The 25,656-nt window shown below is 37.0% G+C and carries 27 protein-coding genes; 8 read left to right on the forward strand and 19 right to left on the reverse strand.

The window, feature by feature from the left end:
• Positions 1–7 precede the first annotated feature (7 nt).
• Positions 8–1,198: a pyridoxal phosphate-dependent aminotransferase gene (locus B5X51_RS11145; RefSeq protein WP_079721261.1), complete on the reverse strand. Its 1,191-nt coding sequence runs from the start codon at positions 1,196–1,198 to the stop codon at positions 8–10.
• A 257-nt stretch (positions 1,199–1,455) separates the two neighbouring features.
• Complete coding sequence (locus tag B5X51_RS11150; protein ID WP_079721262.1) at positions 1,456–1,848, reverse strand: DUF1573 domain-containing protein; 393 nt, start codon at positions 1,846–1,848, stop codon at positions 1,456–1,458.
• A 133-nt stretch (positions 1,849–1,981) separates the two neighbouring features.
• On the opposite strand from B5X51_RS11150, the gene B5X51_RS11155 reads away from it, so the two are divergent.
• Positions 1,982–4,612, forward strand: a complete 2,631-nt coding sequence (locus B5X51_RS11155) for a valine--tRNA ligase (RefSeq protein WP_079721263.1) — start codon at positions 1,982–1,984, stop codon at positions 4,610–4,612.
• Between the two features lie 28 nt (positions 4,613–4,640).
• Here the strand turns inward: B5X51_RS11155 and B5X51_RS11160 are convergent, their stop codons facing one another.
• The 6 genes from B5X51_RS11160 to rsfS all read right to left on the reverse strand — a co-directional run bounded on the left by B5X51_RS11160 (position 4,641) and on the right by rsfS (position 9,552).
• Positions 4,641–4,916, reverse strand: coding sequence for an acyl-CoA-binding protein (locus B5X51_RS11160; RefSeq protein ID WP_079721400.1), 276 nt, complete (start codon positions 4,914–4,916; stop codon positions 4,641–4,643).
• A 10-nt stretch (positions 4,917–4,926) separates the two neighbouring features.
• Complete coding sequence (locus B5X51_RS11165) at positions 4,927–5,583, reverse strand: phosphatidylserine decarboxylase family protein (RefSeq protein WP_079721264.1); 657 nt, start codon at positions 5,581–5,583, stop codon at positions 4,927–4,929.
• A complete protein-coding gene (locus B5X51_RS11170; RefSeq protein WP_079721265.1) occupies positions 5,573–6,376 on the reverse strand; it encodes a phosphatidate cytidylyltransferase in 804 nt (267 codons plus the stop codon). Before B5X51_RS11170 ends, B5X51_RS11165 begins: the two co-directional genes overlap by 11 nt.
• Positions 6,377–6,379: 3 nt before the next feature.
• Entirely contained in the window at positions 6,380–6,991 is a 612-nt protein-coding gene (locus tag B5X51_RS11175) for an LUD domain-containing protein (RefSeq protein WP_079721266.1), read from the reverse strand.
• 98 nt (positions 6,992–7,089) lie between these two features.
• Positions 7,090–9,156, reverse strand: a complete 2,067-nt coding sequence (gene ftsH, locus B5X51_RS11180) for an ATP-dependent zinc metalloprotease FtsH (protein ID WP_079721267.1) — start codon at positions 9,154–9,156, stop codon at positions 7,090–7,092.
• 24 nt (positions 9,157–9,180) lie between these two features.
• Positions 9,181–9,552 carry a ribosome silencing factor gene (gene rsfS, locus B5X51_RS11185; RefSeq protein ID WP_079721268.1) on the reverse strand — a complete coding sequence of 124 codons (372 nt, stop codon included), beginning with the start codon at positions 9,550–9,552 and terminating at the stop codon, positions 9,181–9,183.
• A 95-nt stretch (positions 9,553–9,647) separates the two neighbouring features.
• Between rsfS and B5X51_RS11190 the strand changes: the two genes are divergently transcribed.
• A complete protein-coding gene (locus tag B5X51_RS11190; protein WP_079721269.1) occupies positions 9,648–10,379 on the forward strand; it encodes a biotin--[acetyl-CoA-carboxylase] ligase in 732 nt (243 codons plus the stop codon).
• Between the two features lie 117 nt (positions 10,380–10,496).
• Here B5X51_RS11190 and B5X51_RS11195 read toward each other — a convergent pair whose 3' ends face one another.
• Positions 10,497–10,889 (reverse strand): SRPBCC family protein, encoded by a 393-nt coding sequence (locus B5X51_RS11195; RefSeq protein WP_079721270.1) that lies wholly within the window; start codon positions 10,887–10,889, stop codon positions 10,497–10,499.
• Positions 10,890–10,892: 3 nt separating this feature from the next.
• Entirely contained in the window at positions 10,893–11,534 is a 642-nt protein-coding gene (gene pyrE, locus B5X51_RS11200) for an orotate phosphoribosyltransferase (protein WP_079721271.1), read from the reverse strand.
• A gap of 7 nt (positions 11,535–11,541) precedes the next feature.
• Here pyrE and B5X51_RS11205 point away from each other — a divergent pair, with 7 nt between their 5' ends.
• Positions 11,542–12,165: an NUDIX hydrolase gene (locus B5X51_RS11205; protein ID WP_079721272.1), complete on the forward strand. Its 624-nt coding sequence runs from the start codon at positions 11,542–11,544 to the stop codon at positions 12,163–12,165.
• On the opposite strand, the gene B5X51_RS11210 is transcribed toward B5X51_RS11205, so the two are convergent.
• Positions 12,133–13,884 (reverse strand): M14 family metallopeptidase, encoded by a 1,752-nt coding sequence (locus B5X51_RS11210; protein WP_079721273.1) that lies wholly within the window; start codon positions 13,882–13,884, stop codon positions 12,133–12,135. The genes B5X51_RS11205 and B5X51_RS11210 overlap by 33 nt on opposite strands.
• Before the next feature lie 217 nt (positions 13,885–14,101).
• Here B5X51_RS11210 and B5X51_RS11215 point away from each other — a divergent pair, with 217 nt between their 5' ends.
• On the forward strand, positions 14,102–16,390 hold the full coding sequence (locus B5X51_RS11215; protein WP_079721274.1) for a TonB-dependent receptor family protein: 2,289 nt from the start codon (positions 14,102–14,104) through the stop codon (positions 16,388–16,390).
• Positions 16,391–16,849: 459 nt separating this feature from the next.
• Here B5X51_RS11215 and B5X51_RS16100 read toward each other — a convergent pair whose 3' ends face one another.
• The 4 genes from B5X51_RS16100 to B5X51_RS11235 all read right to left on the reverse strand — a co-directional run bounded on the left by B5X51_RS16100 (position 16,850) and on the right by B5X51_RS11235 (position 19,249).
• On the reverse strand, positions 16,850–17,146 hold the full coding sequence (locus B5X51_RS16100) for a type II toxin-antitoxin system RelE/ParE family toxin (RefSeq protein WP_079721275.1): 297 nt from the start codon (positions 17,144–17,146) through the stop codon (positions 16,850–16,852).
• Positions 17,146–17,364, reverse strand: a complete 219-nt coding sequence (locus B5X51_RS11225) for a hypothetical protein (protein WP_079721276.1) — start codon at positions 17,362–17,364, stop codon at positions 17,146–17,148. The genes B5X51_RS16100 and B5X51_RS11225 overlap by 1 nt, the downstream gene beginning before the upstream one ends.
• A 77-nt stretch (positions 17,365–17,441) precedes the next feature.
• Positions 17,442–17,894 carry a pantetheine-phosphate adenylyltransferase gene (gene coaD / locus B5X51_RS11230; protein ID WP_079721277.1) on the reverse strand — a complete coding sequence of 151 codons (453 nt, stop codon included), beginning with the start codon at positions 17,892–17,894 and terminating at the stop codon, positions 17,442–17,444.
• Between the two features lie 374 nt (positions 17,895–18,268).
• On the reverse strand, positions 18,269–19,249 hold the full coding sequence (locus tag B5X51_RS11235; RefSeq protein WP_079721278.1) for a D-alanine--D-alanine ligase: 981 nt from the start codon (positions 19,247–19,249) through the stop codon (positions 18,269–18,271).
• Between the two features lie 165 nt (positions 19,250–19,414).
• Here B5X51_RS11235 and B5X51_RS11240 point away from each other — a divergent pair, with 165 nt between their 5' ends.
• The 3 genes from B5X51_RS11240 to B5X51_RS11250 all read left to right on the forward strand — a co-directional run bounded on the left by B5X51_RS11240 (position 19,415) and on the right by B5X51_RS11250 (position 21,612).
• The gene (locus B5X51_RS11240; protein ID WP_079721279.1) at positions 19,415–20,029 is read left to right on the forward strand and encodes a PASTA domain-containing protein; all 615 of its coding nucleotides are present in this window, start codon (positions 19,415–19,417) and stop codon (positions 20,027–20,029) included.
• Positions 20,029–21,075: an RluA family pseudouridine synthase gene (locus tag B5X51_RS11245; RefSeq protein ID WP_079721280.1), complete on the forward strand. Its 1,047-nt coding sequence runs from the start codon at positions 20,029–20,031 to the stop codon at positions 21,073–21,075. Before B5X51_RS11240 ends, B5X51_RS11245 begins: the two co-directional genes overlap by 1 nt.
• A 312-nt stretch (positions 21,076–21,387) precedes the next feature.
• Positions 21,388–21,612: a GIY-YIG nuclease family protein gene (locus B5X51_RS11250; RefSeq protein ID WP_079721281.1), complete on the forward strand. Its 225-nt coding sequence runs from the start codon at positions 21,388–21,390 to the stop codon at positions 21,610–21,612.
• Between the two features lie 287 nt (positions 21,613–21,899).
• Here the strand turns inward: B5X51_RS11250 and B5X51_RS11255 are convergent, their stop codons facing one another.
• Entirely contained in the window at positions 21,900–22,628 is a 729-nt protein-coding gene (locus tag B5X51_RS11255) for an SDR family oxidoreductase (protein ID WP_079721282.1), read from the reverse strand.
• A gap of 748 nt (positions 22,629–23,376) precedes the next feature.
• Between B5X51_RS11255 and B5X51_RS11265 the strand changes: the two genes are divergently transcribed.
• Complete coding sequence (locus B5X51_RS11265) at positions 23,377–23,661, forward strand: GIY-YIG nuclease family protein (RefSeq protein ID WP_079721284.1); 285 nt, start codon at positions 23,377–23,379, stop codon at positions 23,659–23,661.
• 171 nt (positions 23,662–23,832) lie between these two features.
• On the opposite strand, the gene B5X51_RS11270 is transcribed toward B5X51_RS11265, so the two are convergent.
• The 3 genes from B5X51_RS11270 to B5X51_RS11280 form a co-directional block, all read right to left on the reverse strand.
• Complete coding sequence (locus B5X51_RS11270; protein ID WP_079721285.1) at positions 23,833–24,081, reverse strand: hypothetical protein; 249 nt, start codon at positions 24,079–24,081, stop codon at positions 23,833–23,835.
• Positions 24,082–24,158: 77 nt separating this feature from the next.
• On the reverse strand, positions 24,159–24,455 hold the full coding sequence (locus B5X51_RS11275) for a TIGR03643 family protein (protein ID WP_079721286.1): 297 nt from the start codon (positions 24,453–24,455) through the stop codon (positions 24,159–24,161).
• 831 nt (positions 24,456–25,286) lie between these two features.
• Positions 25,287–25,613 (reverse strand): cupin domain-containing protein, encoded by a 327-nt coding sequence (locus B5X51_RS11280; RefSeq protein WP_079721287.1) that lies wholly within the window; start codon positions 25,611–25,613, stop codon positions 25,287–25,289.
• Positions 25,614–25,656: the final 43 nt, after the last annotated feature.

Raw genomic sequence — 25,656 nt, forward strand, 5'->3', positions numbered from 1 at the left:
AAATAGGCTATTTATTGTATTCTTCTAGAGCAATCTTAAGTATCTCAATAGCTCTCTCCAGGTTTTCTTTTTTCAGAACATAAGCAATTCGAACCTGATTCATTCCAGTATTTGGAGTAGAATAAAAGCCTGCAGCCGGAGCTACCATTACAGTTTCTTTATTAAATTCGAAACTTTCCAGTAACCACTGCGAAAATTTATCGGCGTTCTCTACCGGTAATTCTGCGATGCAGTAAAAAGCACCTTTAGGTTTGGCTACTCTTACACCAGGAATCTTTTCCAAGCCTTCAATTAAAAGGTTTCTTCGTTCTGTATATTCTTTATTTACTTCATTAAAATACTCGTCTGGAGTATCTAATGCGGCTTCTGCAGCAATTTGAGCAAAAGTAGGCGGACTTAACCTTGCTTGTGCGAATTTCATAGCCGCGCTCATTACTTCTGGGTTTTTTGAAACCAGACAGCCAATTCTTGCGCCACACATACTATAGCGTTTAGAAACAGAATCTACCATAATAGCATTTTGTTCCAGCCCGGGAATACTCATAATAGAATGATGTTTTACTCCATCGTAAGCAAATTCACGGTAAACTTCATCTGCAACAATAAAGAGGTCGTGTTTTAGCGCTAAGTCGGCCAGCTGCTGAATTTCTTCTCGCGTATAAAGATATCCGGTAGGATTTCCAGGATTACAAAGTAGAATAGCCCTGGTTTTATCGGTAATTAATTTTTCGAATTCTGAAATTGCAGGAAGTGAAAAATTATCTTCTATAGATCCTTTAATTGGAATAATATTTACTCCAGATGCTGTTGCGAAACCATTATAATTTGCATAAAAAGGCTCGGGAATAATCACTTCATCACCTGGGTCGGTAATGCTTCCCATAGCGAACATTAAAGCTTCAGAACCTCCGGTTGTGATAATAATATCCTGGGCATCTACCGGAATATCATTTTTACGATAATATTTGGCTAATTTGGTTCTATAAGACTCAAAACCTGCAGAATGGCTATAAGAAAGTACATCTATGTTGTTACTCTTTACAGCCGCCAAAGCCGCTTTTGGGGTTTCAATATCTGGTTGACCAATATTTAATTGGTATATTTTTTTTCCTTTTTTTACTGCTGCTTCAGCAAATGGAACTAGTTTTCTTATTGGAGATTCAGGCATATTACGCCCTTTATTTGAAATATTTGGCATGAGATTGGTTTTAATACCTTGCAAAAATGCAAAAATCTTATAAGATTCTAAGCTTCTTTAAGGTTAATATTAGTCAAAATAGAAAATTGATTTCTATGATCCATTTTTTAATTATATCACATAAAAAAGCCGTTTAAAATAGCAGGTAACGTCATCCTGAACTTGGTTTAGGATCTATAATATTCAGAAACTAAAACAGGTTCAGCTTGACGGGAATAATACTTTTCAAACAGCTTTTTAATTTTTCATCTTATTAATTAACGGCCACTATTATCTTCTTCAATAACTCTACCTTTAATTTTAAGTGATATTGTAGCTTCATCGGCATTTGAATAAACGGTAATTGTTTTTCTAATTGGCCCTACAAGTTTCGTGTTATATTTTACCTGAATTTCCTCGGTTTCGCCTGGTTGAATCGGCTCTTCCGGCTTTTTCGGAATGGTACAGCCGCAGCTTGATGTTACATTGGCAATAACCAATGGGACGTTGCCCGTATTGGTAAATTCAAAAACACGAACGCCATCACTTCCTTTTTTTATTTCGCCATAATCAATAGTTTTAGATTTAAATTCTATTTTGGCTGTTTCCTGTGCCATTGCAGTGCCTATACCAGCAATAACAAAAATGGCAATAGCTATAAACTTTTTCATAATAATTAGTTTAAAAAACGAAAGATAAAGATAAGCCGAATTGATGCATACTCAAAATTATAATCAAATCAACTTCTTTTATAATCCTTAAGTTATATTTACTTTTGCCATTATTTTCAAAAACCAGACCAATATGGCGATTGCTTCCCAATACGATTCAAAAAAAGTAGAAGATAAATGGTATAACTACTGGATGGAAAACAAGTATTTTCATTCTGAAGTAGATGAAAGAGAACCTTATACCATTGTAATTCCACCACCTAACGTTACTGGTGTATTACATATGGGGCATATGCTGAATAATACCATTCAGGATGTTTTAGTGAGAAGGGCAAGGTTAAAAGGCTATAATGCTTGTTGGGTTCCGGGAACCGATCATGCTTCAATTGCAACTGAAGCAAAAGTGGTGGCTAAATTAAAGGCCGAAGGAATTGATAAAAACGATCTTAGCCGTGAGGAATTTCTACAGCACGCCTGGGATTGGACCCATAAGCACGGTGGCATTATCCTGGAGCAATTGAAAAAACTTGGAGCTTCCTGCGATTGGGAGCGTACCAAGTTTACTATGGATGAGAAGATGTCAGCTTCAGTAATTAAGGTTTTTGTTGATTTATATGAAAAAGGATTAATTTATCGCGGTTATCGAATGGTGAACTGGGATCCTCAGGCTAAAACCACACTTTCTGATGAAGAAGTTATTCACTTAGAAAAACAGGGGAATCTCTACTACTTAAATTATAAAATAGAAGGTAGTGATGAGGTTTTAACTATTGCTACTACACGTCCCGAGACGATTCTTGGAGATACTGCAATTTGTATTAATCCTAACGATGAACGTTTTACTCATTTAAAAGGCAAAAAAGCAATTGTTCCTATTTGTAATCGTGTCATTCCAATTATTGAAGACGAATATGTAGATGTGGAGTTTGGTACCGGCTGTTTAAAAGTAACGCCAGCACATGATGAGAATGATAAAATGCTTGGTGATAAACATAATCTTGAGGTGATTGATATCCTTAATGATGATGCCAGCCTTAATGCATACGGAATGCATTACGAAGGCAAAGACAGATTCCAGGCAAGAAAGGAAATAGTAGAAGAATTAAAAGAAATGGGTGTGCTCACTAAGACGGAAGAGCATATAAATAAAGTAGGAACTAGTGAGCGTACAGGTGCGGTTATTGAACCAAAACTTAGCGACCAGTGGTTTTTAAAGATGAAAGAAATGGCCAAACCGGCTATTGATGCAGTAGTAGGGGATGAAATTAATTTGGTGCCCGATAAATTTTTGAATACTTATAAGCATTGGATGAACAATGTACGGGACTGGAATATCTCACGTCAGCTTTTGTGGGGACAGCAGATTCCCGCTTATTTCTACGGAAGTGGGAAAGAAGATTTTGTAGTTGCTGAAACTGCTGGAGAAGCATTGGAGAAAGCCAGAGAAAAGTCTGGAAATACTGATTTAAAAGCTCAAGAATTAATTCAGGATAAAGATGCACTGGATACCTGGTTTTCTTCGTGGTTATGGCCAATGAGCGTTTTTAACGGTATCCTCGAACCAGAGAACGAAGAAATTAGATATTACTATCCAACCAACGATCTGGTAACCGCTCCTGAAATTTTATTTTTCTGGGTAGCGCGTATGATTATGGCCGGCTACGAATATAGAGGAGAGCGACCTTTTAAAAATGTATATCTCACCGGGATTGTACGCGACAAGCAACGTAGAAAAATGTCCAAGTCGCTGGGGAATTCTCCAGATCCTTTAGGACTAATTGAGCAATATGGAGCCGATGGTGTTAGGGTGGGAATGCTTTTAAGTTCCCCTGCTGGAAACGATTTGATGTTCGAGGAAGACTTGTGTAAGCAGGGAAGTGCTTTTTCAAATAAAATCTGGAATGCTTTTAGACTGGTAAAAGGCTGGGAAGTTTCTGAAGAAAAGGAACAGGATGAAACTTCAAAAATTGCGATAAAATGGTATACGGCAAGATTTAGAAAAACGCTTGCTGAAATTGAAGATCATTACGCTAAATACCGAATGAGTGATGCTCTAATGAGTACTTATAAATTGATTTGGGACGATTACTGTTCCTGGTTCCTTGAAATGGTAAAACCCGCTTATGAGCAGCCTATAGATGCAAAAACATATAAAGCGGTAATAGAAATTCTAGAGGATAATTTAAAGATTCTTCACCCTTTTATGCCTTTTGTGACCGAAGAAATTTGGCAGGAAATTACCGAAAGAAAAGCACCTGAAGCTTTAATTATCGCAAAATGGCCTGAACTTAAAGATTTCAATGAAGAAATAATAAGTGAGTTCGCTCTGGCTTCAGAAGTGATTGCTGGAATTAGAAAAATTAGGAAAGAGAAGAATATTTCATTCAAAAACACCATAGATCTTATGGTGATGAATAATGAAAAAGCTTCAGAATTATTTGATCCTGTAATCTTGAAAATGGGAAATATAGATGCCTTTAGCTATGTTGATAAGCAGGTGGAAGGTGCACTTTCATTCCGTGTAAAATCTAACGAATATTTTATTCCAATTGCCGGTTCTATAGATGTGGAAGCTGAAATTGAAAAACTGGAAGAGGAATTAAAATATAATGAAGGCTTCCTGAAATCTGTCGAGAAGAAACTGTCTAACGAGCGTTTTGTGAATAATGCTCCGGAACAAGTTGTGGCTATAGAAAAAGCAAAAAAAGCTGATTCAGAGGCTAAAATTGAAGCTATTAAAGCCAGTTTGAAAAGTCTGAAATAAATTAAAAGGAGAGACTTTGGCGAGGTGATTATTCGGTTACTTCGCCAATATGTTCTTCTACAAGTTCTACATATTTTTCGCGAGCTTCCTGCTTGCTAAGGTTTTTCACCTGTAATAAAGCATTTATTTTAAAGGCATTTCTAATATCTCCTTCGTTAGTAGGGGGAGCGTAAAAGCCGTTAACTTGCGTAGCTTTTTTGTAATAAGCATAGAAATGAAGCATAATATCTGGAGCAAATTTTTGATTTGTTTTGCTTGCCATTTTATATGCTTTTAAAAATTTTTCTTCTGTTGTGTAAGGCATAACGTACTGCTTATTCTTCAATATTGGCTATAACACTTAGACCACCTTTTACTTTTTGATCTAGCTTAACCAAAATAGGCGTGTTTAGCGGTAGGAAAACGTCTACGCGGGATCCAAACTTTATAAATCCACTATCGCTACCCTGAATAACTTCTTCGTCAACTTCAGCATAGTTTACAATTCTTTTTGCCATTGCTCCTGCGATCTGCCTGTATAAAACTTCACCGGCAACATTGTTCTCTACAACAACGGTGGTTCTTTCGTTTTCCTCGCTGGATTTTGGATGCCAGGCCACTAAAAATTTACCGGGATGGTATTTACTGTATTTTACCTTACCACCAACGGGGTGCCTTGTTACATGCACATTTATTGGGGACATAAAAATTGAGACTTGAATCCGTCTATCTTTAAAATATTCTTTTTCCTCAACCTCCTCAATGACTACAACTTTACCATCTACCGGTGCTACCACATTGGCATCATTTAAAATAGTTGCTCTTTTAGGATTTCTAAAAAACTGTACAACGAGTAAAAATAATATGATAGAAACTACCAGGATAGCAAATTTTATCCAGTAAGTATTTATAAACGAATATGATACTGCATTTATTGCGATAAGCAGCATAACCGCTATCGCCATAATTTTATAACCTTCTTTATGAAACATAATCTAGAATATATAGATAAGCGTAGACAAACGGACTCGAAAAAATAATACTATCTAGTCTATCAAATAGTCCGCCGTGGCCAGGCATTAATGAGCCACTGTCTTTTACACCGGCCTGTCGTTTGAATTTTGATTGAATAAGATCTCCCAAAGTACCAAATACACTAAGTATTATAGCTAACCCAAGCCAGATGGGAAAAGTGAGAAATTGTGTATAATAGAAAATAAAAAAGCTGGCTATTCCACTAAAAACTACTCCGCCTAGAAAACCTTCTACTGTTTTATTCGGGGAAATTCTTTCAAAGAGCTTCTTATTTCCAAAATTCTTACCTACAATATAAGCAAATGTATCGTTAGTCCAAATTAAGATAAAGATACCTACAACCAGCTTAGGAATAAAAACTCCTTCTATAGTAGGGATAAGGGTTAGGAAAATAACAGAGGAGATGAGGTAAAAAATTATAATGATGTATTTTTTCTTCTCAAAAACAGGTATTTTTCTAACCACCAACAAATCTTTAACCAGAAATAAATTCACAAAAATGGTTATAAAAAGTAAGAGTATAGTAGCGTCTTGATTGAATTTAAGGTAACTGAATAGGTAAAATAATAAAGCCTGAACGCCATAAAGCGCGTAGCTTTTTAAATGTAGTAATTTCTGCATTTCTACCAGGCAAACAAGGCCAAGCAGATAGAACAAGCTTATAAAAATAAATTCGGAAGAAAGTATGGAGGCCACCAATATGGATACATACAACAATCCTGAAATAGTTCTAATAATGGCTTCCCTCATATTTTATAAATCTTCCAGCAGGAGCAAATATAGGTTTTTTGTACTACTTCCATAGCTCATAAAGTCTCCCTCTTTTTGAGTTTCAAAATTTTTAATGGTAGTAATATTAGAAGGAATTCGCTGTTTGTTTCTAAACTTAATGCCGCGAAGGCCTTCGCCAATGGTATCTATTAATTGGCTGGTTGAAGAAATAATGACGAAATTATCTGGTAAATCATTGAGTTTGCATTCTTTAATCTGGTTAGATGAGATAAGAATAGAACCATCATTCGCTACCAAATATTCACAGGTGGATAGAAAGAATGCTGCTCCCCCAGATCTATTGAAATTAAGGTTAAAACCTTTAAATTTATCCTGTAGATTAGCATCTAAACAGAAGCATTCCTTTTCATACCAGTCGTTCTCAAGTAAAATATTATCAAAAGCTTCCTGCATTTCTTTATCGTTCTCACAATAAAGAAATTTACCACCGTTATTTTTAAAATTTAACATAAAGCGTTCGTCGGTAGGTAGCTTTACCTCAGGCATGTATTTACCCCGTTCAGCTTTTTCAGGAGATTCCTGCTTCTTGTCTGATTTAGATTTAGGGTTAAGAAATCTTCTAAATAGACTCATAGAGTATTGGGTGTGGTTCTCAACGTCATTTTAACCAAAGGTAAAAAATCTTAATTTAACACTATGGCAAATTAAGATTTTTTAAACCGTGGTTGTAACTATTTATTAACTGAATTATTTTCAGTTAATGTATCTTTTTCGCTATCGTTTCCCGGTGCAGGATTCTGCTCTTCGGTTTCGGTAGCTTTATCTTCAATTTTAGGAGTATCTTTCTTACCTAGAACTTCGGTTTTAGCCTTTTCTTTATCGTAGGGTCTTTTTCCAAAAATTTGTTCCAGGTCATCTTTAAAGATTACCTCTTTGTCTAGAAGGATATCAGCTAATTGTCCCAACTTATCTTTATGCTCGGTAAGTAAGTCTATAGCACGTTGATATTGTGTTTCAATTAGGTTAGAGATCTCTTTATCAATAAGTTCAGAGGTGCTTTCACTATATGGCTTGGTGAAATTATATTCCCCCTGTCCAGATGAATCATAATAGGTAAGATTTCCAATCTTATCATTTAGTCCGTAGATGGTAACCATGGCTTTTGCCTGTTTGGTTACTTTTTCTAAATCACTTAATGCACCGGTTGAAATTTTGTTGAAAACAACTTTCTCAGCAGCTCTTCCTCCAAGGGCGGCGCACATTTCATCAAGCATTTGTTCTGGCCTTACAATAAGGCGTTCTTCGGGTAAATACCATGCGGCACCAAGCGATTGTCCACGCGGTACAATGGTAACCTTTACCAGCGGAGCAGCGTGTTCTAACATCCAGCTTACAGTAGCATGGCCGGCTTCGTGAAAAGCAATAGCCTTCTTCTCGTCTGGAGTAATTATTTTGTTCTTTTTCTCAAGCCCACCTACAATACGGTCTACGGCATCAAGGAAATCTTGTTTTCCAACAGCTTTATTGCCTTTACGAGCGGCAATTAAGGCAGCCTCGTTACAAACATTAGCGATGTCAGCACCGGAGAATCCAGGAGTTTGCTTTGCTAAAAATTCAGTATCAAGTTCTTCTGCTACTTTTTTAAGTGGCTTTAAATGAACTTCAAAAATTTCTTTTCTTTCATTTAAATCTGGAAGATCAACATAAATTTGTCGGTCAAATCTTCCGGCACGCATTAAAGCTTTATCTAAAACATCGGCACGGTTGGTAGCGGCTACTACAATTACATTGGTGTTGGTGCCAAAACCATCCATTTCAGTTAATAACTGGTTTAAAGTATTTTCACGCTCATCGTTTGAGCCAGAAAAATTACTTTTTCCACGTGCACGTCCAATAGCATCTATCTCATCAATAAAAATTATTGAAGGTGATTTTTCTTTAGCTTGTTTAAATAGGTCACGTACCCTTGAAGCACCAACTCCTACAAACATTTCAACAAAGTCTGATCCTGAAAGTGAAAAGAAAGGTACTTTAGCTTCTCCAGCTACAGCTTTTGCTAATAGGGTTTTACCGGTTCCGGGAGGTCCTACAAGAAGAGCTCCTTTTGGAATTTTACCACCAAGAGAAGTGTATTTTTCTGGATGTTTCAGGAAATCTACAATTTCCTGAACTTCCTCTTTTGCACCTTCTAATCCAGCTACATCTTTAAAAGAAGTTTTTACATCTGTATTTTGATCAAATAATTTTGCTTTAGATTTTCCAATATTAAAAATTTGACCTCCTGCACCACCACCGGCACCAGAGCTCATTTTTTTCATAATAAAAATCCAAACGCCTATAATTAAGATAAAAGGTAATAGTGCCCAGAAAACTTCACCCCAAACATTGCTCTGTGTATCGTAAACAACGGTAGTGTCAAGATTGTTCTCTGTTTTTATTTCCTTAATGTCGTCTTCAAGGTTTTGCAGGTCACCAAACTCAAAACTATACGCAGGAGTTTCGCCTCCTGTATTGAATAGCTCTGGATCGTTTGCGCTTTTATGAATTTCTTTTTGTGCAGCATCTTCAGTAAGGTAAACTTTTGCTTGCTTACGGTTTACAATTTCAACTTTCTTTACATCGCCGTCCCTAAGAAAATTAAGGAATTCTGCTGGGTTGGTTTTAGCAGGTTCGCTAAAACCGCCACCGCTAAAAAAGTTAAGTCCTAAAAAGAAAATTATTATAGCGGCATAGATCCAATAAGCACTAATTTTAGGCTTCTTAGGATCTGTGTTTTTTTTGGGTTGCTGTTTCGCCATTCTTGGTAATTCTAAATTAGATAATTAATAATTGGTTTCTATGGAGGTGATTTTTGCATCACCCCAAAGGCTTTCAATATCGTAAAACTCTCTTATATGTTTTTGGAAAACGTGTACAACCACATTTACATAATCTAATAGTACCCATTCTGCATTTTCTCCACCTTCTATATGCCAGGGTTTGTCTTTAAGAGCTTTACTTACAGTTTTTTGAATGGAATTCACTATGGCGTTTACCTGTGTGTTGGAAGTACCGTTGCAAATAATAAAATAATCACAAACGGTGTTTTCTATTTGTCTAAGGTCCAGAATATCAATATCGTTACCTTTTACTTCTTCAATTCCTTTAATTATATGCGCAATAAGTTGATCGTTGTTCGGTGCTTTATTTGCCATTAAAATTAATTATTTTCGCAAAGTTATTACTTTTTAGCTGTTAATAGGCGTTGTTTACATAACATTTAACGCCTGTTTTATTTCTAATTCTTACTATGCGTACAATCAAAGTTAATGCCACCAATTCTACTAACGAGTTTGCCCGGGAACTTTACCGCGGAAATACTTCATTTGAGCCTGTATGTGTGGTAGCTCATGAGCAAACCAAAGGTAGGGGGCAGAGAGGTTCTGGTTGGGAATCAAAGGCAGATGAAAACCTAACTTTTAGTGTACTATATCCTAAAATAAAGGTTCAGGTTAATCACCAGTTTTTGATGAGTGCGACGGTTTCTTTGGCAATTCTTGAAGTACTTAAGAAGTTTAATATTCCTGCCTTAAAAGTAAAATGGCCTAACGACATAATGTCAGCACGCTATAAAATAAGCGGAATTCTTATAGAAAATATTCTAAAAAATAATGAAATTGCCGCTTCGGTCATCGGGGTAGGGCTTAATGTAAACCAGACCAACTTTCCCGGTTTGCCGCAAGCTTCTTCACTTAAACTCGCTACCGGAATTAATTTTAACCTGGATGAATTGCTGAAAAGAATTACCGATGAATTTGAAGAAAAGCTAACAGAAATTACTGCTAAGGCTGAAACGTCAATTTTGGAAGAATATGCAAAGAATCTATTTAGAAAAGATAAAGTGTCTACTTTTCAGCTTCCCGATGCTAGCTTTCTTACCGGAATAATTCGTGGGGTAACCACTTCAGGAAGGTTGAATATAGAAATTGAAGATTCAATCTTTAAAACTTTCGATCTAAAAGAGATCAAATTGATGTATTGATAATTTGCGTCAACCTGAACTTGTTTCAGGTTCTAGCTTGATCTTAATTCATATCCAGCCAGAACCGGAAATTTGAGCAAGGTCTATTTAAAATATTAGCCTAACGACCTTTTAAAATTATAACGTGCCAATATTTTCGGCTAGCGTATTTATGAATTTGCTTAATGGTTTTTTAACCATCATCGCCATCATCGCGTTAAATTCTCCATTAAATTCCATGTGCACTTCACTTTGATTTTCATTTAAAGCAGCGATATGGGCTTTTAGTGTGAAATCAAGTTTATCTGAAGTAGAACCCAATACAACCAGTTCTGGTTCTATGGTTTCCCGAATTTGAAGTTTTATAACCGGCATTCCTTTAAGGCCAAAAACAAAGGTTTTTTCGTCTCTAACTTCAAATTTCTCTTTGCTCTCCGGCATTAATTGTTCGTAATTTTCAGCATTCGTCAAAAAATCGAACATTTCCTGCTGACTTTTATCAGCGGTTACTTTTGGGCTTTCAATATTCATTATTTATTTTTTCCAGTTTGCTGGATCCTGTCGCCATTCTCTTAAAATTCCGGCTTCAGCAGCATTTATATAATTGGTTCTTTGTGCAGTTTCCAAAAGGAAATCATAATCGCTAAGTGTGTGGAGCTCAATTCCTGCTTTTTCAAAGTTTTCATCGGCAGTCTTGAAGCCGTAGGTGAAAATAGCAAGCATTCCTTTTACGTTAGCTTTGGCTTCTTTTAACGCTTTTACCGCATTAAGGCTACTGTTTCCTGTGCTAATTAAATCTTCAATTACCACTACGGTTTGGCCGTCTGTTAAGTTTCCTTCTATTTGATTTTTTCGCCCGTGGCTTTTGGCCTCCGGTCTCACGTAAATAAATGGAAGGCTCAACATTTCGGCTACCAGCATCCCAATTCCAATAGCACCCGTGGCTACGGCTGCTATAACATCAGGTTTCCCATAAAGTTCTTCAACTTGTTTTGCAAATTGTTCCCTTATATGGTTTCTAATTGGTGGATAAGATAGTACTATTCGGTTATCGCAATAGATTGGCGATTTCCAACCACTGGCCCAGGTAAAAGGTTCTTGTGCATCTAATTTTATTGCTTTAATTTGCAATAACAGTTCAGCGGTTGTTCTGGCTGTTTCTTTATTTAAAATCATACTGCAAATGTATAAAGTTTTTGTAAATGATGTTCCCTTAATTTTATCTACTAAGAAAGATTTTGGTGAAAATTATGTCTCGTTACCTATTAAGAAGGTTAGAATTAAGCGAATAATTAAAAAGATTAGTAAAGGGGAGTTGCTTTATGTAAACCTCTATCATGAAAAAGAAGAAAAACTTCTGAAGCATCTTTTTAAGAAACTACGCGTGGTGACTGCAGCCGGTGGAATGGTTTTAAATGATGAAGATGAAATTTTATTTATTTATCGAAAAAAACGATGGGATCTTCCTAAAGGTAAAACCGAAAAGAATGAAACTATTGAAGCTTCGGCAATAAGAGAAGTGGAGGAGGAAACCGGTGTTGAAGGGTTGAAAGTGACAAAATTCTTACAGAAAACCTATCATATTTTTAAACGAAAGGGGCGTTACCGCCTTAAAGTTACCCACTGGTATGAGATGCGCACTTCTTACAATGGCGAACTGCGTCCGGAGACCAAAGAGGGTATTGAAAAAGCTAAATGGAAAAATTTGAAGAAAAGCCAAAAAGCACTTCAAAAATCCTATGCGAATATTAAACTTCTTTTTCCAGAAAAATTTTTAACGGGGCATTCTAAAGATAGGGTAGCGTAAATGAGCCTCTTCGTAGTATTTAGATTGCTTATGCAGCCAATCTAATTGGTTGTACCAACTATTAGAGAACTCAGCATCACTATTTTTCTTTGTTTCAAAATCTTCTTTTAGTTTTGGATTTTCGTCAAGCATTGTTTTAGCCACATCCTCGAATACATACGGGGAAAAGCCTTCTTTTTGTTGAAGAACGGTGTCAAAGAAATTCCAGTTGAAGAAAGAATCTGAAGCTTCAGGCTCTAATGTTTCAATTAAATAGCGCGCCCCATCCTGAAACGTTTTTACCACAAAATCTCCTTTCCTAAACTTAACCGAATCCATTGTTTTTGAAACTTTGGTTTCGCTATGCATATAATGACCTTCATAGGCATTACCCCGGGTTTTAAAATCTTCTATTTTATAAGTTTCAACATATAAAGTTGTATCGCGAGCTAATGGCTCTAGGTTTATATTATTCAGTTTTAAAAGATCGGTGATTTGCCACCAGCCCTGTGGAATAATATAGGCCCTGGGGATTTCAATTGTATCTTGCGCAATAAAATTATTGTAATAATCTATTTCTTTGGTGAAAGGCTTTTGGGTATCATACTTTAAACGATTACCACCGGTAATATCACTCGCAATTATTTCACCTTCATAACCTTTAAAATCTCTTTTGGTTGGATTGTCATAATCTGGTTTAAAATTGATAGGGTACCAGCGATCTGTCAGGTATTTTCTTGAAGCCCGTTTACGTATATCCTTCATTCGTTCCCTATTTGTTTCGGCAATATCTACCATACTGCGCATAAGCTCATAGGTGCCTTTTACACGTTTTGGATAAGGCTTCAGCATATGAGTTTCAATCATCATTCCAATAGTGTTCCAAAGGCTGGTGTACCCGGTAGAATACCTGGGTAGGTCGTTAAATTGGGTGAAGCCATCATCAGGAACTTTATTAAAAACATTGACATAAGGTGTGACATCCCAATCTTTTTTCATCAGTGAATCTTCTAACTGAGGCACAATTTGCTCATTTACGTAAGTGCCCAGTTCACCACCCAGTTTATTATGCTGAGTGAAAAGATGGGTGAGTGTATATTGATAATTGGCCCCATTACTCACATGGTTATCAATAAAAATATCTGGTTTAACGTGATGAAAAATTTTGTAAAAACTTTGTGTATTTCGGGTGTCAGCTTTTATAAAATCCCGATTTAAGTCATAATTTCTGGCGTTTCCTCTAAAACCATATTCTGCAGGTCCGTTTTGATTTGTACGGCTGTTAGAATTTCGGTTTAAAGCACCGCCAACATTATAAATGGGAATGGTGGCTAAAACTGTATTTTTTGGAGCCTTAATAGAATCTCCTGCCAGGTCTCTAAAAAGCATCATGGTAGCATCAATACCATCACTTTCCCCCGGGTGAATACCGTTATTTATAAGAATTATACTGTTTTTATCTCTTATTTTTTCAAAATCAAAATCTTCAGAAGGGCTATAGATCGCGAGATGAAGTGGTTCTCCGCTATCGGTTTTTCCAAATTCTTCCAGGCTTATTTTACTTGAACTTTCAGCCAATTGACTGTAAAAATCTATGACTTCGGCATAAGTTCCCGTTTCTTTTCCGTCACTTTTCTCAAAACGAGTTTCCAAATCATAGTCGGTCACCAGTTGGTATTTTTCTAAATCGCAGGAAATCAGCGAAATTAGGCCTAAAATTGGCACAAGGTATTTTTTCATAGTATCCTAAGCAATTGAAGCTGCAAAATTAACCAAAACCCGACTAGCTACCAAACAACCTAAGCTAAATAGCACTTGTTAAAGTAAACCTAATCTGCTTTAAAAACTTTTTAGCTGAAATATTTAAAAGTAATTTTATTTTTTAAAGACAGAAAAGAACTATTGTTGTCTAAGCTTTTGATTAATAGACTGTTTCAGTTAAATAAATTTTAGAATATTGGAAAAAAAATTACTGGCACTTTTGTGCCTTTTCTTTATAGGTAACCTGTTCTCACAGGAAAATCAATTTAAACTATTAAAAACAAATTCTACTGAAGTAGTTGCGGGTGCCAGCATCTCCAACACTTCAGGCATAGTAGACGTATCAGACGAAAATGGCATTTTTAGCTTAGAGGCCGAATATTTACCGGGTAGCTTTCAAATTTCTGCATTAGGTTTTGAAACTTTGGAAGTCCATTTGCGGTCTTCGCAGTCACTTCAGCAGATTTATTTAAGGCCGACTTCAGAAAATCTTTCCGAAGTGGTGGTGCGCAGTACCGTAATTCCTAAAACACTAAGAAAAGTACCGGCTTCGGTAAACCTGGTTACTAAAACTGATTTCAACCGAACCGATGCTACAAATGTGCTGGAAACTTTTAATAATGTTCCGGGAATGTTTGTAAACCAGGGTGCTTTAAACACCAATAAGATAAATATTCGTGGTATTGGTGCCCGTTCCCAATATAGCACCAATAGAATTCAGGCTTACTTCGACGGAATTCCTTTGACCACCGCCGAAGGGGAATTGACTTTGGATGATTTTGATCAGGAAAGTCTGGATAGAATTGAAGTGATTAAAGGTCCAACTTCCAGTATTTATGGTGCCGGTTTAGGGGGGTCTATCAACTTGTATTCTAAACAACCTACAAAGGAAGAAGCCCGACTCACTGCAAAAACTCAGTTTGGAAGTTTTAATACCCAAAAGCAGGTTTATCAGGCTTCAAATACCAATAAGAATTCTTCGCTTTTTGCAACGTTTACAAACCTAACAAGCGATGGCTACCGTGACAACGGAAATTACGATCGGAAATCGGCTTTGGTAAACGGAAGCCTTAAAACCAGCAAAAATGGTAGTTTATCTTATTTAGCCAATTTCACCCGATTAAAAGCATTTATTCCTAGTTCTCTAAACGAAGAAGATTTTAGAAATAACCCTGAAAAAGCAGCCTTCACCTGGGGACAATCTCAAGGATACGAATCTTATGATAAAGGCATGCTGGGTGGTTCTTATATACATTCGCTTTTCGATAATTTTAGCAACACTACAAGTATATTTCTAAGTTTTAGAGATGCTTACGAGCCTCGACCTTTTAATATTTTAAAGGAAGAAAGAGTTTCTGCAGGTGCACGTACAAAATTTAATTTAAACACCCAGATCTTTGAATTGCCTTCTGAAATAAGTTTTGGTGCTGAATATTATAACGAATGGTATGAAACCGGAACTTTTCAGAATCTCTATGAAGATTCTCCGGGTGAAGGAAGTGTGCTGGGTGAGCGGATCAGCAATAATGAACAGGATAGAAATTATGCTAATTTCTTTGCTCAGGTTAATCTTGAATTTACCAAAAAATGGAACCTGGAGGCCGGCTTTAATATAAACACTACAAATTATAGTTTAACCGATCTTTATACTCAGGATGATGTAGATCAAACCGGTGAATACGGATTTGACACCGTATTTTCGCCGAGAATTGGGACGAGTTACGAAGTAGACGAAGGCAAAAATATCTATGCGTCTATAAGCCACGGATTTTCGACACCAACGGTTGCTGAAACTTTAACCCCTGAAGGCCAAATAAACACCAATCTTGAGCCGGAAACCGGAATTAATTATGAAGCAGGATTTAAAGGAAATTGGTTTCAAAATAAATTATATACCGAAGTTTCTGTTTTTTCTATTCAGATAGAGAACTTATTAGTGGCGCAACGTGTTGCAGAAGATCAATATGTGGGAATCAACGCCGGGAAAACCAATCATAACGGGATAGAATTCCTTACCACTTACCGTTTTTTAGTAGGGTCTGATATTTCAATTAAACCTTATGTAAACGGAGCTATAAACTTTTTTGAATTTGATGAGTTTGTGAATAACGATGAAGATTTCTCTGGAAACAAGCTCCCCGGTGTTCCTAAATACACGGTGAACCTTGGTGTGGATATCAAAAGTGATTCAGGTTTTGAATTTTTCGGAAACTTTAGGAATGTAGGAGAGATTCCTCTAGATGATGCCAACTCAGGTTACACCGATCAATATAGTCTGCTGAATTTTAAAGCGGGATATTCTTTTAAAGTATTTCAGGGTTTAAACTTGAATTTATACGGCGGAGTAAACAATGCCTTAGATGAAAATTATGCCGCAAGTATAGTGACCAATGCTGTTGGATTTGGAGGCGCTGCACCACGTTATTATTACCCCGGAAATCCTAGAAATTACTATGGAGGGCTTCAGCTGAATTATATTTTCTAGAAGAATGATTCGTCAAGAATAATTCGTCATTGCGAGCGAAGAATGAGCGCGGCAATCTTTTATTAATACGTGCCGTTACTTCGAGTGTCCCGATGGAGTCGGGATGTATCGAGAAGTGCTTTGAAGTTAAAACTGTTAGTGGTTCTCGATACGCCGTTATTTTTGCCTCTGGCTCAAATAACGCTACTCGAACTGACGTTTTCGTTCTGATCAACAAACCGAAAACTGAAGTAGAATAGATTGCCACGTCGGCTATCGCCTCATCGCAATGACGATGCTTTTTTCTTTGTCATTGCGAGCGAAGGAACGTAGTGCGGCGATCTTTTATTGAAAACCTGCCGTCACTTCGAGTGTCCCGATGCAATCGGGATTTATCGAGAAGTGCTTTAAAGTTACAACTGTCATTTGTTCTCCATACGCCGGATACCATCTTCTAGCAAGGAAGAGCGTTCTCTTGTTTTATAAATCCTTTTTTAATTTTCCTGGATCCTGTCTGGTGTCAAAAACAGTTATGATTTCAATCTCATCTGATTCAATTCGATAATAAAAAGTAGTTTGATTTGTGACTACGCATTTGTATAGTCCGTTAAACTTTTCTGACTTTGGGCAACTATAAGGTTGGGATGAAATTTGATCTATTTTGTTAGTTAATTTTACGAAGAATTTATCTCTGGTTCGCCTATTCCATTTTTCTATTAAGTATTCAGATAAACGTAATAATTTTGATTCGGCAAGTTCAGAAAGATAAACTTTCATCAGGAAATCTTCTTTAAGAATGATTTATATGAAACCCTCTTTCCCTGATTTAACTCTTCAATTCCTTGTTTAATTTCTTCTCGTTCAGTTTCGCTTAATTCATTCCAAAAATCCGGGTTCTCATTTTGGACAAAATCAGCAACTTTTTGGATAAATTCTGAATTTTCATTTTCCAAAATGGTTTTTAGTAATTTCAGCTTAGTTGTTTTGATATCCATCTTAATAAGTATTTAGACAAAATTACTAAAAAATAAAATTAGATTTATTTTCTATAGTTTTGTATTACAGCTGTTTACTATTTTCTTACAACATCCGGTACCATAAACTCATAATCGCCGTTATTGCGAATCACATCCCGAACTACGGTAGAAGAAATATGACTTTTTCCTGAAGAAGTGATAAAAAACAGGGTGTCTATGCCGCTCATTTTATAGTTGGTTTGTCCAATAGCTTTTTCAAACTCCAAATCTTGTGCATTTCGCAAACCGCGTAGGAGGAAACCGGCATTTTGTTTCTTACAGAAATCTACCGTAAGTCCTTTGTAAGTGGTTACGGTTATTTTGGGTTCATTTTTAAAAGTTTCCTTTAAGAAGTGCAGTCGTTCCTCCAATGAAAACATATAGTTTTTGTTGGAATTTGTCCCAATAGCCAGAATAATCTCCTCAAAAAGCGGAAGCGCCCTTTCAATAATATCGGTGTGGCCTAAAGTAATAGGATCAAAAGACCCCGGAAAAACTGCTTTGCTCATAATAGTATTTTAGTCTTTCCCGTGAAGACGGGAAACCAAATTTAGTCATTTCAAAATTTGAAAGAAATATAGTAATAATAAATGTGGGTGAAAATCAAAATAGCCTATTAGTCAAGGGATACAATAAGAAGGTCTCAGCTGAGAACGTCATTACGAATGGAGTGCATTAATCTCTATGATGTTTACTTAAAATATGTTTTGCGTCAAGCTGAACTTGTTTCAGCTTCTAACTTGTTTTGATGTTCAAAAGCTTAGATCCTGAAATAAATTCAGGATGACGTTTAAGCATAATCAGAAAACCTAACACTTAAAATTATCGTATTGAATTACTATAGTTTTAAGTTATAGAGCCTTTCGAATTCCCTCTTCGGGGGCTAGGGGGCTTTCAATGCCGTCTCAATCGCGCTACCATAAAGTTCTGTCAAACTTATGCCTGCTGCTTCTGCCTGTTGCGGTAAAATACTTGCCTGACTTAATCCCGGCGTGGTATTCATTTCAATAAAATGAGGTTCCCCATCATGGAAAATAAATTCAGAACGGGTAAAACCGCGCATTTTAAGTTTTTTATAAATCAGTTTAGCGATTTTCTGCACCTGTTTGGTTTTTTCTTCAGAAATATTAGCCGGCGTAATCTCCTGCGATTTCCCCAAGTATTTAGCCTCGTAATCAAAGAATTCATTTTCAGAAATAATCTCGGTTACCGGAAGCGCTTTTACTTTTCCTTTATATGTAATCACTCCCACAGAAACTTCGGTGCCATCAAGAAACGACTCAATAATCACTTCATCGTCTTCTTTAAATGCATTTTTGGTAGCGGGAACCAATTCTTCTTCAGACTTAACTTTAGTGATGCCAAAACTACTACCGGCGCGGTTGGCCTTTACAAAACATGGCAAACCAACTTTGGCAATTATTTCTTCCGCATTTACTTTATCCTCTTTATCCAGAAAATAATTCACCGCGGTTTTTATTCCGTAGGGCTTTAAAACACTTATAAGATCCCGCTTATTAAAAGTTAAAGCTGCCTGGTAGTAACCACAAGTAGTCTGCGGAATACCCACTAATTCCAGGTATGCCTGTAACAATCCGTTTTCTCCCGGCGTACCGTGAATAGTATTAAAAACACAATCGAAAGAAATTATTTTTCCGTCTATTTTAACTGTGAAGTCATTTTTATTAATAGGGTAAGGCGTATCATCATCGGCCACTACAAACCATTCTTTTTGTAAAATATGCACCCGGTAAGGCTCGTACAAATCCCGGTTTAAATGTTTGTAAACCATATTCCCACTGTTAATAGAGATTCTATATTCACTGGAATATCCGCCCATGGCGATGGCAATTTTTTTCTTCATTTCTCCGTTATCAGTTTTTAGTTGACAGCTTTTCAGCTATTTGGATCTGCTTATAATGATTGCTGACACGCTTAAACCCAGACCAAATAACTGATATCACAAATCTACAAACAATCTGCCACCAAAAGCAGGGGTTTTATATCTTTGCTGCTTAGAAACAAATGTATGGGATTCTTTAAATTTATTTTCAGTAAAACATTTTTAATTCAGTTGATCATTGCCGCCATCTTAGTGGTGGTAATTGCTTTCTTAGCTTTAAGATGGCTGGATTACTCTACAAATCAAGATCAGCGTATAGCCGTTCCAGATTTGTCTAAACAGTCTTTAGATGAAGTAGACGATAAATTGGCGACACTAGATTTAAGATTTGAGATCCTGGATTCAGCAAATTTTAATCCCGATTTCCCGCGTTATTCGGTGATAGAACAAGTGCCGGAAGCGGGACAATTTGTGAAAGAAAATAGAAAAATCTACCTTACTTTAAATCCCTCAGGATATAGAAAAGTAATGATTCCCGATTTAATTAGAAAGACGCGTAGACAGGCAGAACCTACCTTGAGGTCCTTAGGCTTTGAAATAGGAGACGTAAGTTATAAACCCGATATTGCTGAAGATGCTGTTTTAGAATTAAGACATAAAGGTAAAAAACTGGAACCGGGAGACGAGATAATGAAAACTTCTACCATAGATTTGGTGTTAGGTGATGGTTCCGGAAGGTATGAAATGGATGAAGAAGGACAGGATACAACAATTCCTGCAGAGGAAGAAATTGAATTTTAATGAAAGACGAAGAACAAAACGAAATAGAGCAACAGGACGAGACTTTATACGAACATCATAAATTTGAGGCCGGTCCCGGTCAAAACCCTTTGCGAGTAGATAAATTCTTAATGAATTTTATTGAAAATGCGACCCGAAATAAAATTCAAAAAGCTGCGAAAACCGGTAATATTTATGTTAACGAAGAACAGGTAAAACAAAACTACAAAGTGAAATCGGGGGATGTGGTGCAGGTAATGTTCGAGCATCCGCCTTATGAATTTTTACTTACTCCAGAAAATATTCCTTTAGATATCGTCTATGAAGACGATACCTTGTTGGTGGTGAATAAACCTGCCGGAATGGTAGTGCATCCCGGTCACGGCAATTATAGTGGTACGTTAATAAATGCATTAATTTATCATTTTGAAAACCTCCCGAACAACTCCAGTGATCGCCCCGGGCTTGTACATAGAATAGATAAAGATACCAGCGGACTTTTAGTGATAGCAAAGACTGAAGAAGCAATGGCACATCTCTCTAAACAGTTTTTTGATAAAACCAGCGAGCGTGAATATGTAGCTTTGGTTTGGGGTAATGTTGAAGAAGATGAAGGCAGGGTAGAAGGCAATATTGGCCGCCATCCCAAAAACCGATTGCAAAATACGGTTTATGAGGGTGACGAAGCCGGAAAAGGAAAGCCTGCGGTTACCCATTACAAGGTTTTAGAACGTTTTGGTTATGTAACCCTGGTTTCCTGTAAACTGGAAACCGGAAGAACCCACCAGATTCGGGTACACATGAAACATATTGGGCATACCCTTTTTAACGACGAGCGCTACGGCGGTGAAAAGATCCTAAAGGGTACTACATTTAGTAAATACAAACAATTTGTAGATAATTGCTTTAAGATATTACCACGCCAGGCACTACACGCTAAAACTCTTGGGTTTATTCATCCAAAAACCGGCGAGGCAATGAGCTTCAATACCGAAATTCCTGAAGATATCCAGGCCTGTATCGAGAAATGGCGCAACTACGCCAAAAATCAGAAAGAGGTTTTGTAAACCATTTCCTTTACTTTTTTAACGTCACCCCGAATTTATTTCGGGGTCTAAATTGTGGAGAAATCAAAATCATACTAGATCCTGAAATAAATTCAGGATGACGCGTGTTCAATTCAGGAAGTGTCCGTCACCCTGAACTTGTTTCAGAGCCTGCCCCGATTTTTGGTCGGGGGTATAACATGTTAAAAAGTCCACCATAATGCGTATTTAAACTCATACTAGATCCTGAAATAAATTCAGGATGACGCGGTTTTCGTCACCCCGAATTCATTTCGGGGGCTAACATGAATTAAACTTTATTTATATTTATAAATGAAGAAAAGCTACATCTACATACTTTCCAATTCAACCAGAACAATGATTTATATAGGTGTGACTTCAGATTTGAAAAAACGAATCACTGAGCATAAAAGCGAAATGGGCTCATTGTTTACCAGAAGATATCACCTTAAGTTTTTAATTTATTTCGAAGAGTTTTCAGAAATTCATCAAGCCATCGCCAGAGAGAAACAATTAAAAAACTGGCATAAGGAATGAAAATGGAATTTAGCTAAATCTATAAATCCAAATTTGAAAAACCTTTACAAAGAGTTGTAATTGTTAACAAGTCTCACGTCATGCTGAACTCGTTTCAGCATCTAACAGTAAACATATTTTAGCTCAACTTAGATCCTGAAATAAATTCAGGATGACGTGGTTTTCGTCATCCCGAATTTATTTCGGGGTCTATCATGTTAGATGCTATAGCAATCCCGGAATTTCAGAACCGCGTGAAGTTTAAAAAATTCCTCTTTATTTTCAAGGGTAGGTGGCCGCAGGGGTTTCTAACTCTTACCCGTCGGTTTTATAAGCAACTCGTTTACATTCACACTATCGGGTTGCGTGGTGGCGTAAAGCACTGCATCGGCAATATTTTTAGGCGATAATTTAGGTTCATCACCGCCGTAATCTTTATCATCCAATAATTCTTCATCAGAGATATCTTCTCTAAGGCTGGTTGCCACTGTTCCCGGTTCTATAGAAGATACCCGAATATTAAAATCGGGAGAAAGTTCCATACGCATCGCCCTGGAAAGTTCTATCACTGCGGCTTTAGAAGCACCGTAAACAGCACCACCTTCAAAGATCTCTTTTCCGTCTACCGAGGCAATATTAATAATATGTCCGTTGTTTTGTTTTTTCATTGCAGGTAGCACGGCGTGTATACAGCGCAGCGTTCCTTTTACGTTTACTTCAATAGTTTGCAGCCAATCTTCAAGATTTTCATTTTTAAGATAAGTGAGGGGCATTACACCGGCCGAATTCACTAAAATATCTATCCTGTCAAAACGGTCGTAAATTTTCTCAAAAGCTTCACTAACACTTTTGTCGCTGGTTACATCTAATTCTACTTCAAAACTCTGACTAAGTCCTTTTCCAATTTCTTTTAATTTATCTAGACTTCTACTGGCAAGAGCCACTTTACAGCCTTTTTTCGAAAGTTCTTCGGCAATAGATTTTCCAATTCCGCTACTCGCGCCGGTGATAACGGCTACTTTATCATTTAAATTCATAATTCTATTTTATTGGTTGGTTTGCAAGTTGCGAGGAATTAAAAGCTTAAGGCGTTAAGAAAGTTTGAAATAACAGGATTTTAACTAGGGAGATTTTTAATTGCCAAAGGCTTAGATGCTGAAACGAGTTCAGCATGACGTAGCTTTCGTGAGACCGAATTCAAATCGGTGCAGGCTTTGAAACCAGTTCAGACGTCCTTACCGTCACCCCGAATTTATTTCGGGGTCTAGGTTGTTTTGAAATCGAGAGTATAGGTTGGTAATAATTTAGATCATGTTAGATGCTGAACAAGTTCAGCATGACGTTCCTATCGTAACCCGAATTCAAATGGGTGCAGGCTTTGAAAGAAATCAGCGTGAGTTTCCAATCGTCACCCCGAATTCATTTCGGAGCCTGCCCCGATTTATCATCGGGGGTCTAAATTGTTTTGAAATCGAGAGTATAGGTTGGTAAGAATTTAGATCGTGTTAGATGCTGAAACAAGTTCAGCATGACGTTCCTATCGTAACCCGAATTCAAATGGGTGCAGGCTCTGAAAGAAATCAGCGTGAGTTTCCAATCGTCACCCCGAATTCATTTCGGAGCCTGCCCCGACTTTTTGTCGGGGGTATAACATGTTAAGAAGTCCACCATAATGCGTAATTAAACTCATCCTAGATCCTGAAATAAATTCAGGATGACGTGGTGTTCGTCACCCTGAATTTATTTCAGGGTCTAACATGAATTAAACTTTATTTATATTTATAAATGCAAAAGAGCTACATCTATATACTCTCTAATTCTACCAGAACAATGATTTATATAGGTGTGACTGCAGACTTAAAGAAGCGCATCAATGAGCATAAAAGCGATATTGGCTCATTGTTTGCCAGAAAATATCACCTTAAATTTTTAATTTATTTCGAAGAATTTTCAGAAATTCATCAAGCCATAGCCAGGGAGAAACAATTGAAAAACTGGCATAAAGAATGGAAATGGAATCTGGTAAAATCGATGAATCCAGACTTGAAGGATCTTTACGAAGACTTGTAGTTGAGTTTCACGTCATGCTGAACTCGTTTCAGCATCTAACATGAAAAGAATTTACGCTCATCCTAGATCCTGAAATAAATTCAGGATGACGTAGAATCCATAATCCTAAATTCATTTCAAAGGTCTAAGCTGTTAAGAATTTAAATTGAGCTACGATATATAGGAAACTTTTCAATTCAACGAACAATTCACGTTAGTCATCATTTTCCAGGAACACATAAATTGCGGTAATTTTTTAGCAGAAGAGAGTTTGCGTTTAAACCTGATCTTAATGAATTTCCCACCCGAACTTTTAAACTGATAATGCGCCGAATTGAGCAACTCCCCGTTAAAGTCTATGATGATTCCGCCGGAATTTTTCCATAGAAAACTACCGCTAAATGCTTTTACCAGTTTTGGATATTTAGAAGAACCTTCCATACGTTTAAAATTTAGGAAGTTATAAGATACGGAAAAAGATGTTGTAAACGGAAAAACACATTGAAATTAACGCATCCTCAATATTTTTTCTTTGAAATTCTATTCCCGGTAATTTGGCGTTGCGCAGTAGATTTAAACCTCGAGATCTCGTTATCCCTTAGTTTTGCGTGCTTGGTCTTTCTTCCCTGCACCCTGGCGCGCCATTTTCTCCAGTTGCGCGGGTGCATTTGCTCCTGCATAAATTTTATGACATCTTTTTCAGCAAGGCCAAACTGGTATTCAATGGCTTCAAAAGGCGTGCGGTCTTCCCAGGCCATAGCAATTACGCGGTCTTGCTGGCGCTCATCTAATTCAAACTTTTCAGCGATCTTCATTTTTTTTAGCCGAAATTTAAGAAAATAGGAGCTTTTGATAGGTTGAACGGAAGTGAAGGTTTTTGTAAAAAAAAGCAGATGATTATAGAAGAATGAATAGCAGAAGCAGAATAAACATTATTTGGGCGTTTCCCTACCGGGCCGGGCTTTTCGCTGCAATCTTTTTGCTCGATAATCGAGATTTAATATTTAGGGGTTTGTCCTAAAAGTATTACCATCTTGCTACAGGCCGGGTTCTTGGTGCCTCACAAAAAGGATTTCCACTGCAATCCCTAACGCTGGAAAGTTTGCTCGCCTGAACAGGGGTGAAGATTTTTGTGAAATAAGCTAAGGAGCTTAATGTATCTGATTAAATATTTATTGGCACCGCCAAAGGGTGTAATACCCCGAGGCTTGCCTCGAAATTAAAAATTTGTTTCCAACGAATGCCTCGTGGGCTTGCCCCGAGGTAGTTTACCTAAAAATTTTTTTTAACACCTTCCAATTTTCCAGAAAGGACATAGCGGTAACCCATATGCATGAATTTATTCAATTTGAATCATTTACTCGATAATCGAGATTAAATGCTCCGAGGCTTGCCTCGAAATCAAATTATATTTTCCAATAATAATGCTTCGTGAGCTTGCTCCTAAGTTGTTTACTCTGACTTTTCAACGCTTCACAAACACCACAAAATGCTGCCACGGTATGTTGCTAATGTTCTCTTTAAGTTCAAAGGCATTGTCTTCAATTTTTTAAGGACTTCCTCAGACTACGAAGAATTTTATTTTCCTGGCTTAATTTTCTGTGAAATCGCGATCAAGGAAAGTGTGTTTTTAATGAGCATATCAATCAACTTTTGATCATAGTCAGCATCATTTTAAATTTTTCGTTTGCCTTCACCGCGTGTGGAACCTTGGCAGGTAAAATAATACTTTGTCCCGCCTGTAGATCATTTAGCTTTCCTCCGATAGTGATTTCAGCTTTGCCATCCAGAACCTGAAGCATTGCATCGTGGGGTGTGGTATGCTCAGATAAGCCTTCTCCCTTGTCAAAAGCAAATAAAGTGATGTTTCCTGTGGGTTTTTTCAGGATCGTTTTACTTACTATGGAATTTTCAGCATATTCAATGCTATCTACAGCTACAAATGTTTTTGAAGTTTCGGTCTCGTTGCTCATAATTTTCTTTTCTTAATATTTATATATGTTTTAGGGAAGTAGT

The sequence above is a fragment of the Salegentibacter holothuriorum genome (assembly GCF_900168045.1).
Lineage (GTDB): Bacteria > Bacteroidota > Bacteroidia > Flavobacteriales > Flavobacteriaceae > Salegentibacter > Salegentibacter holothuriorum.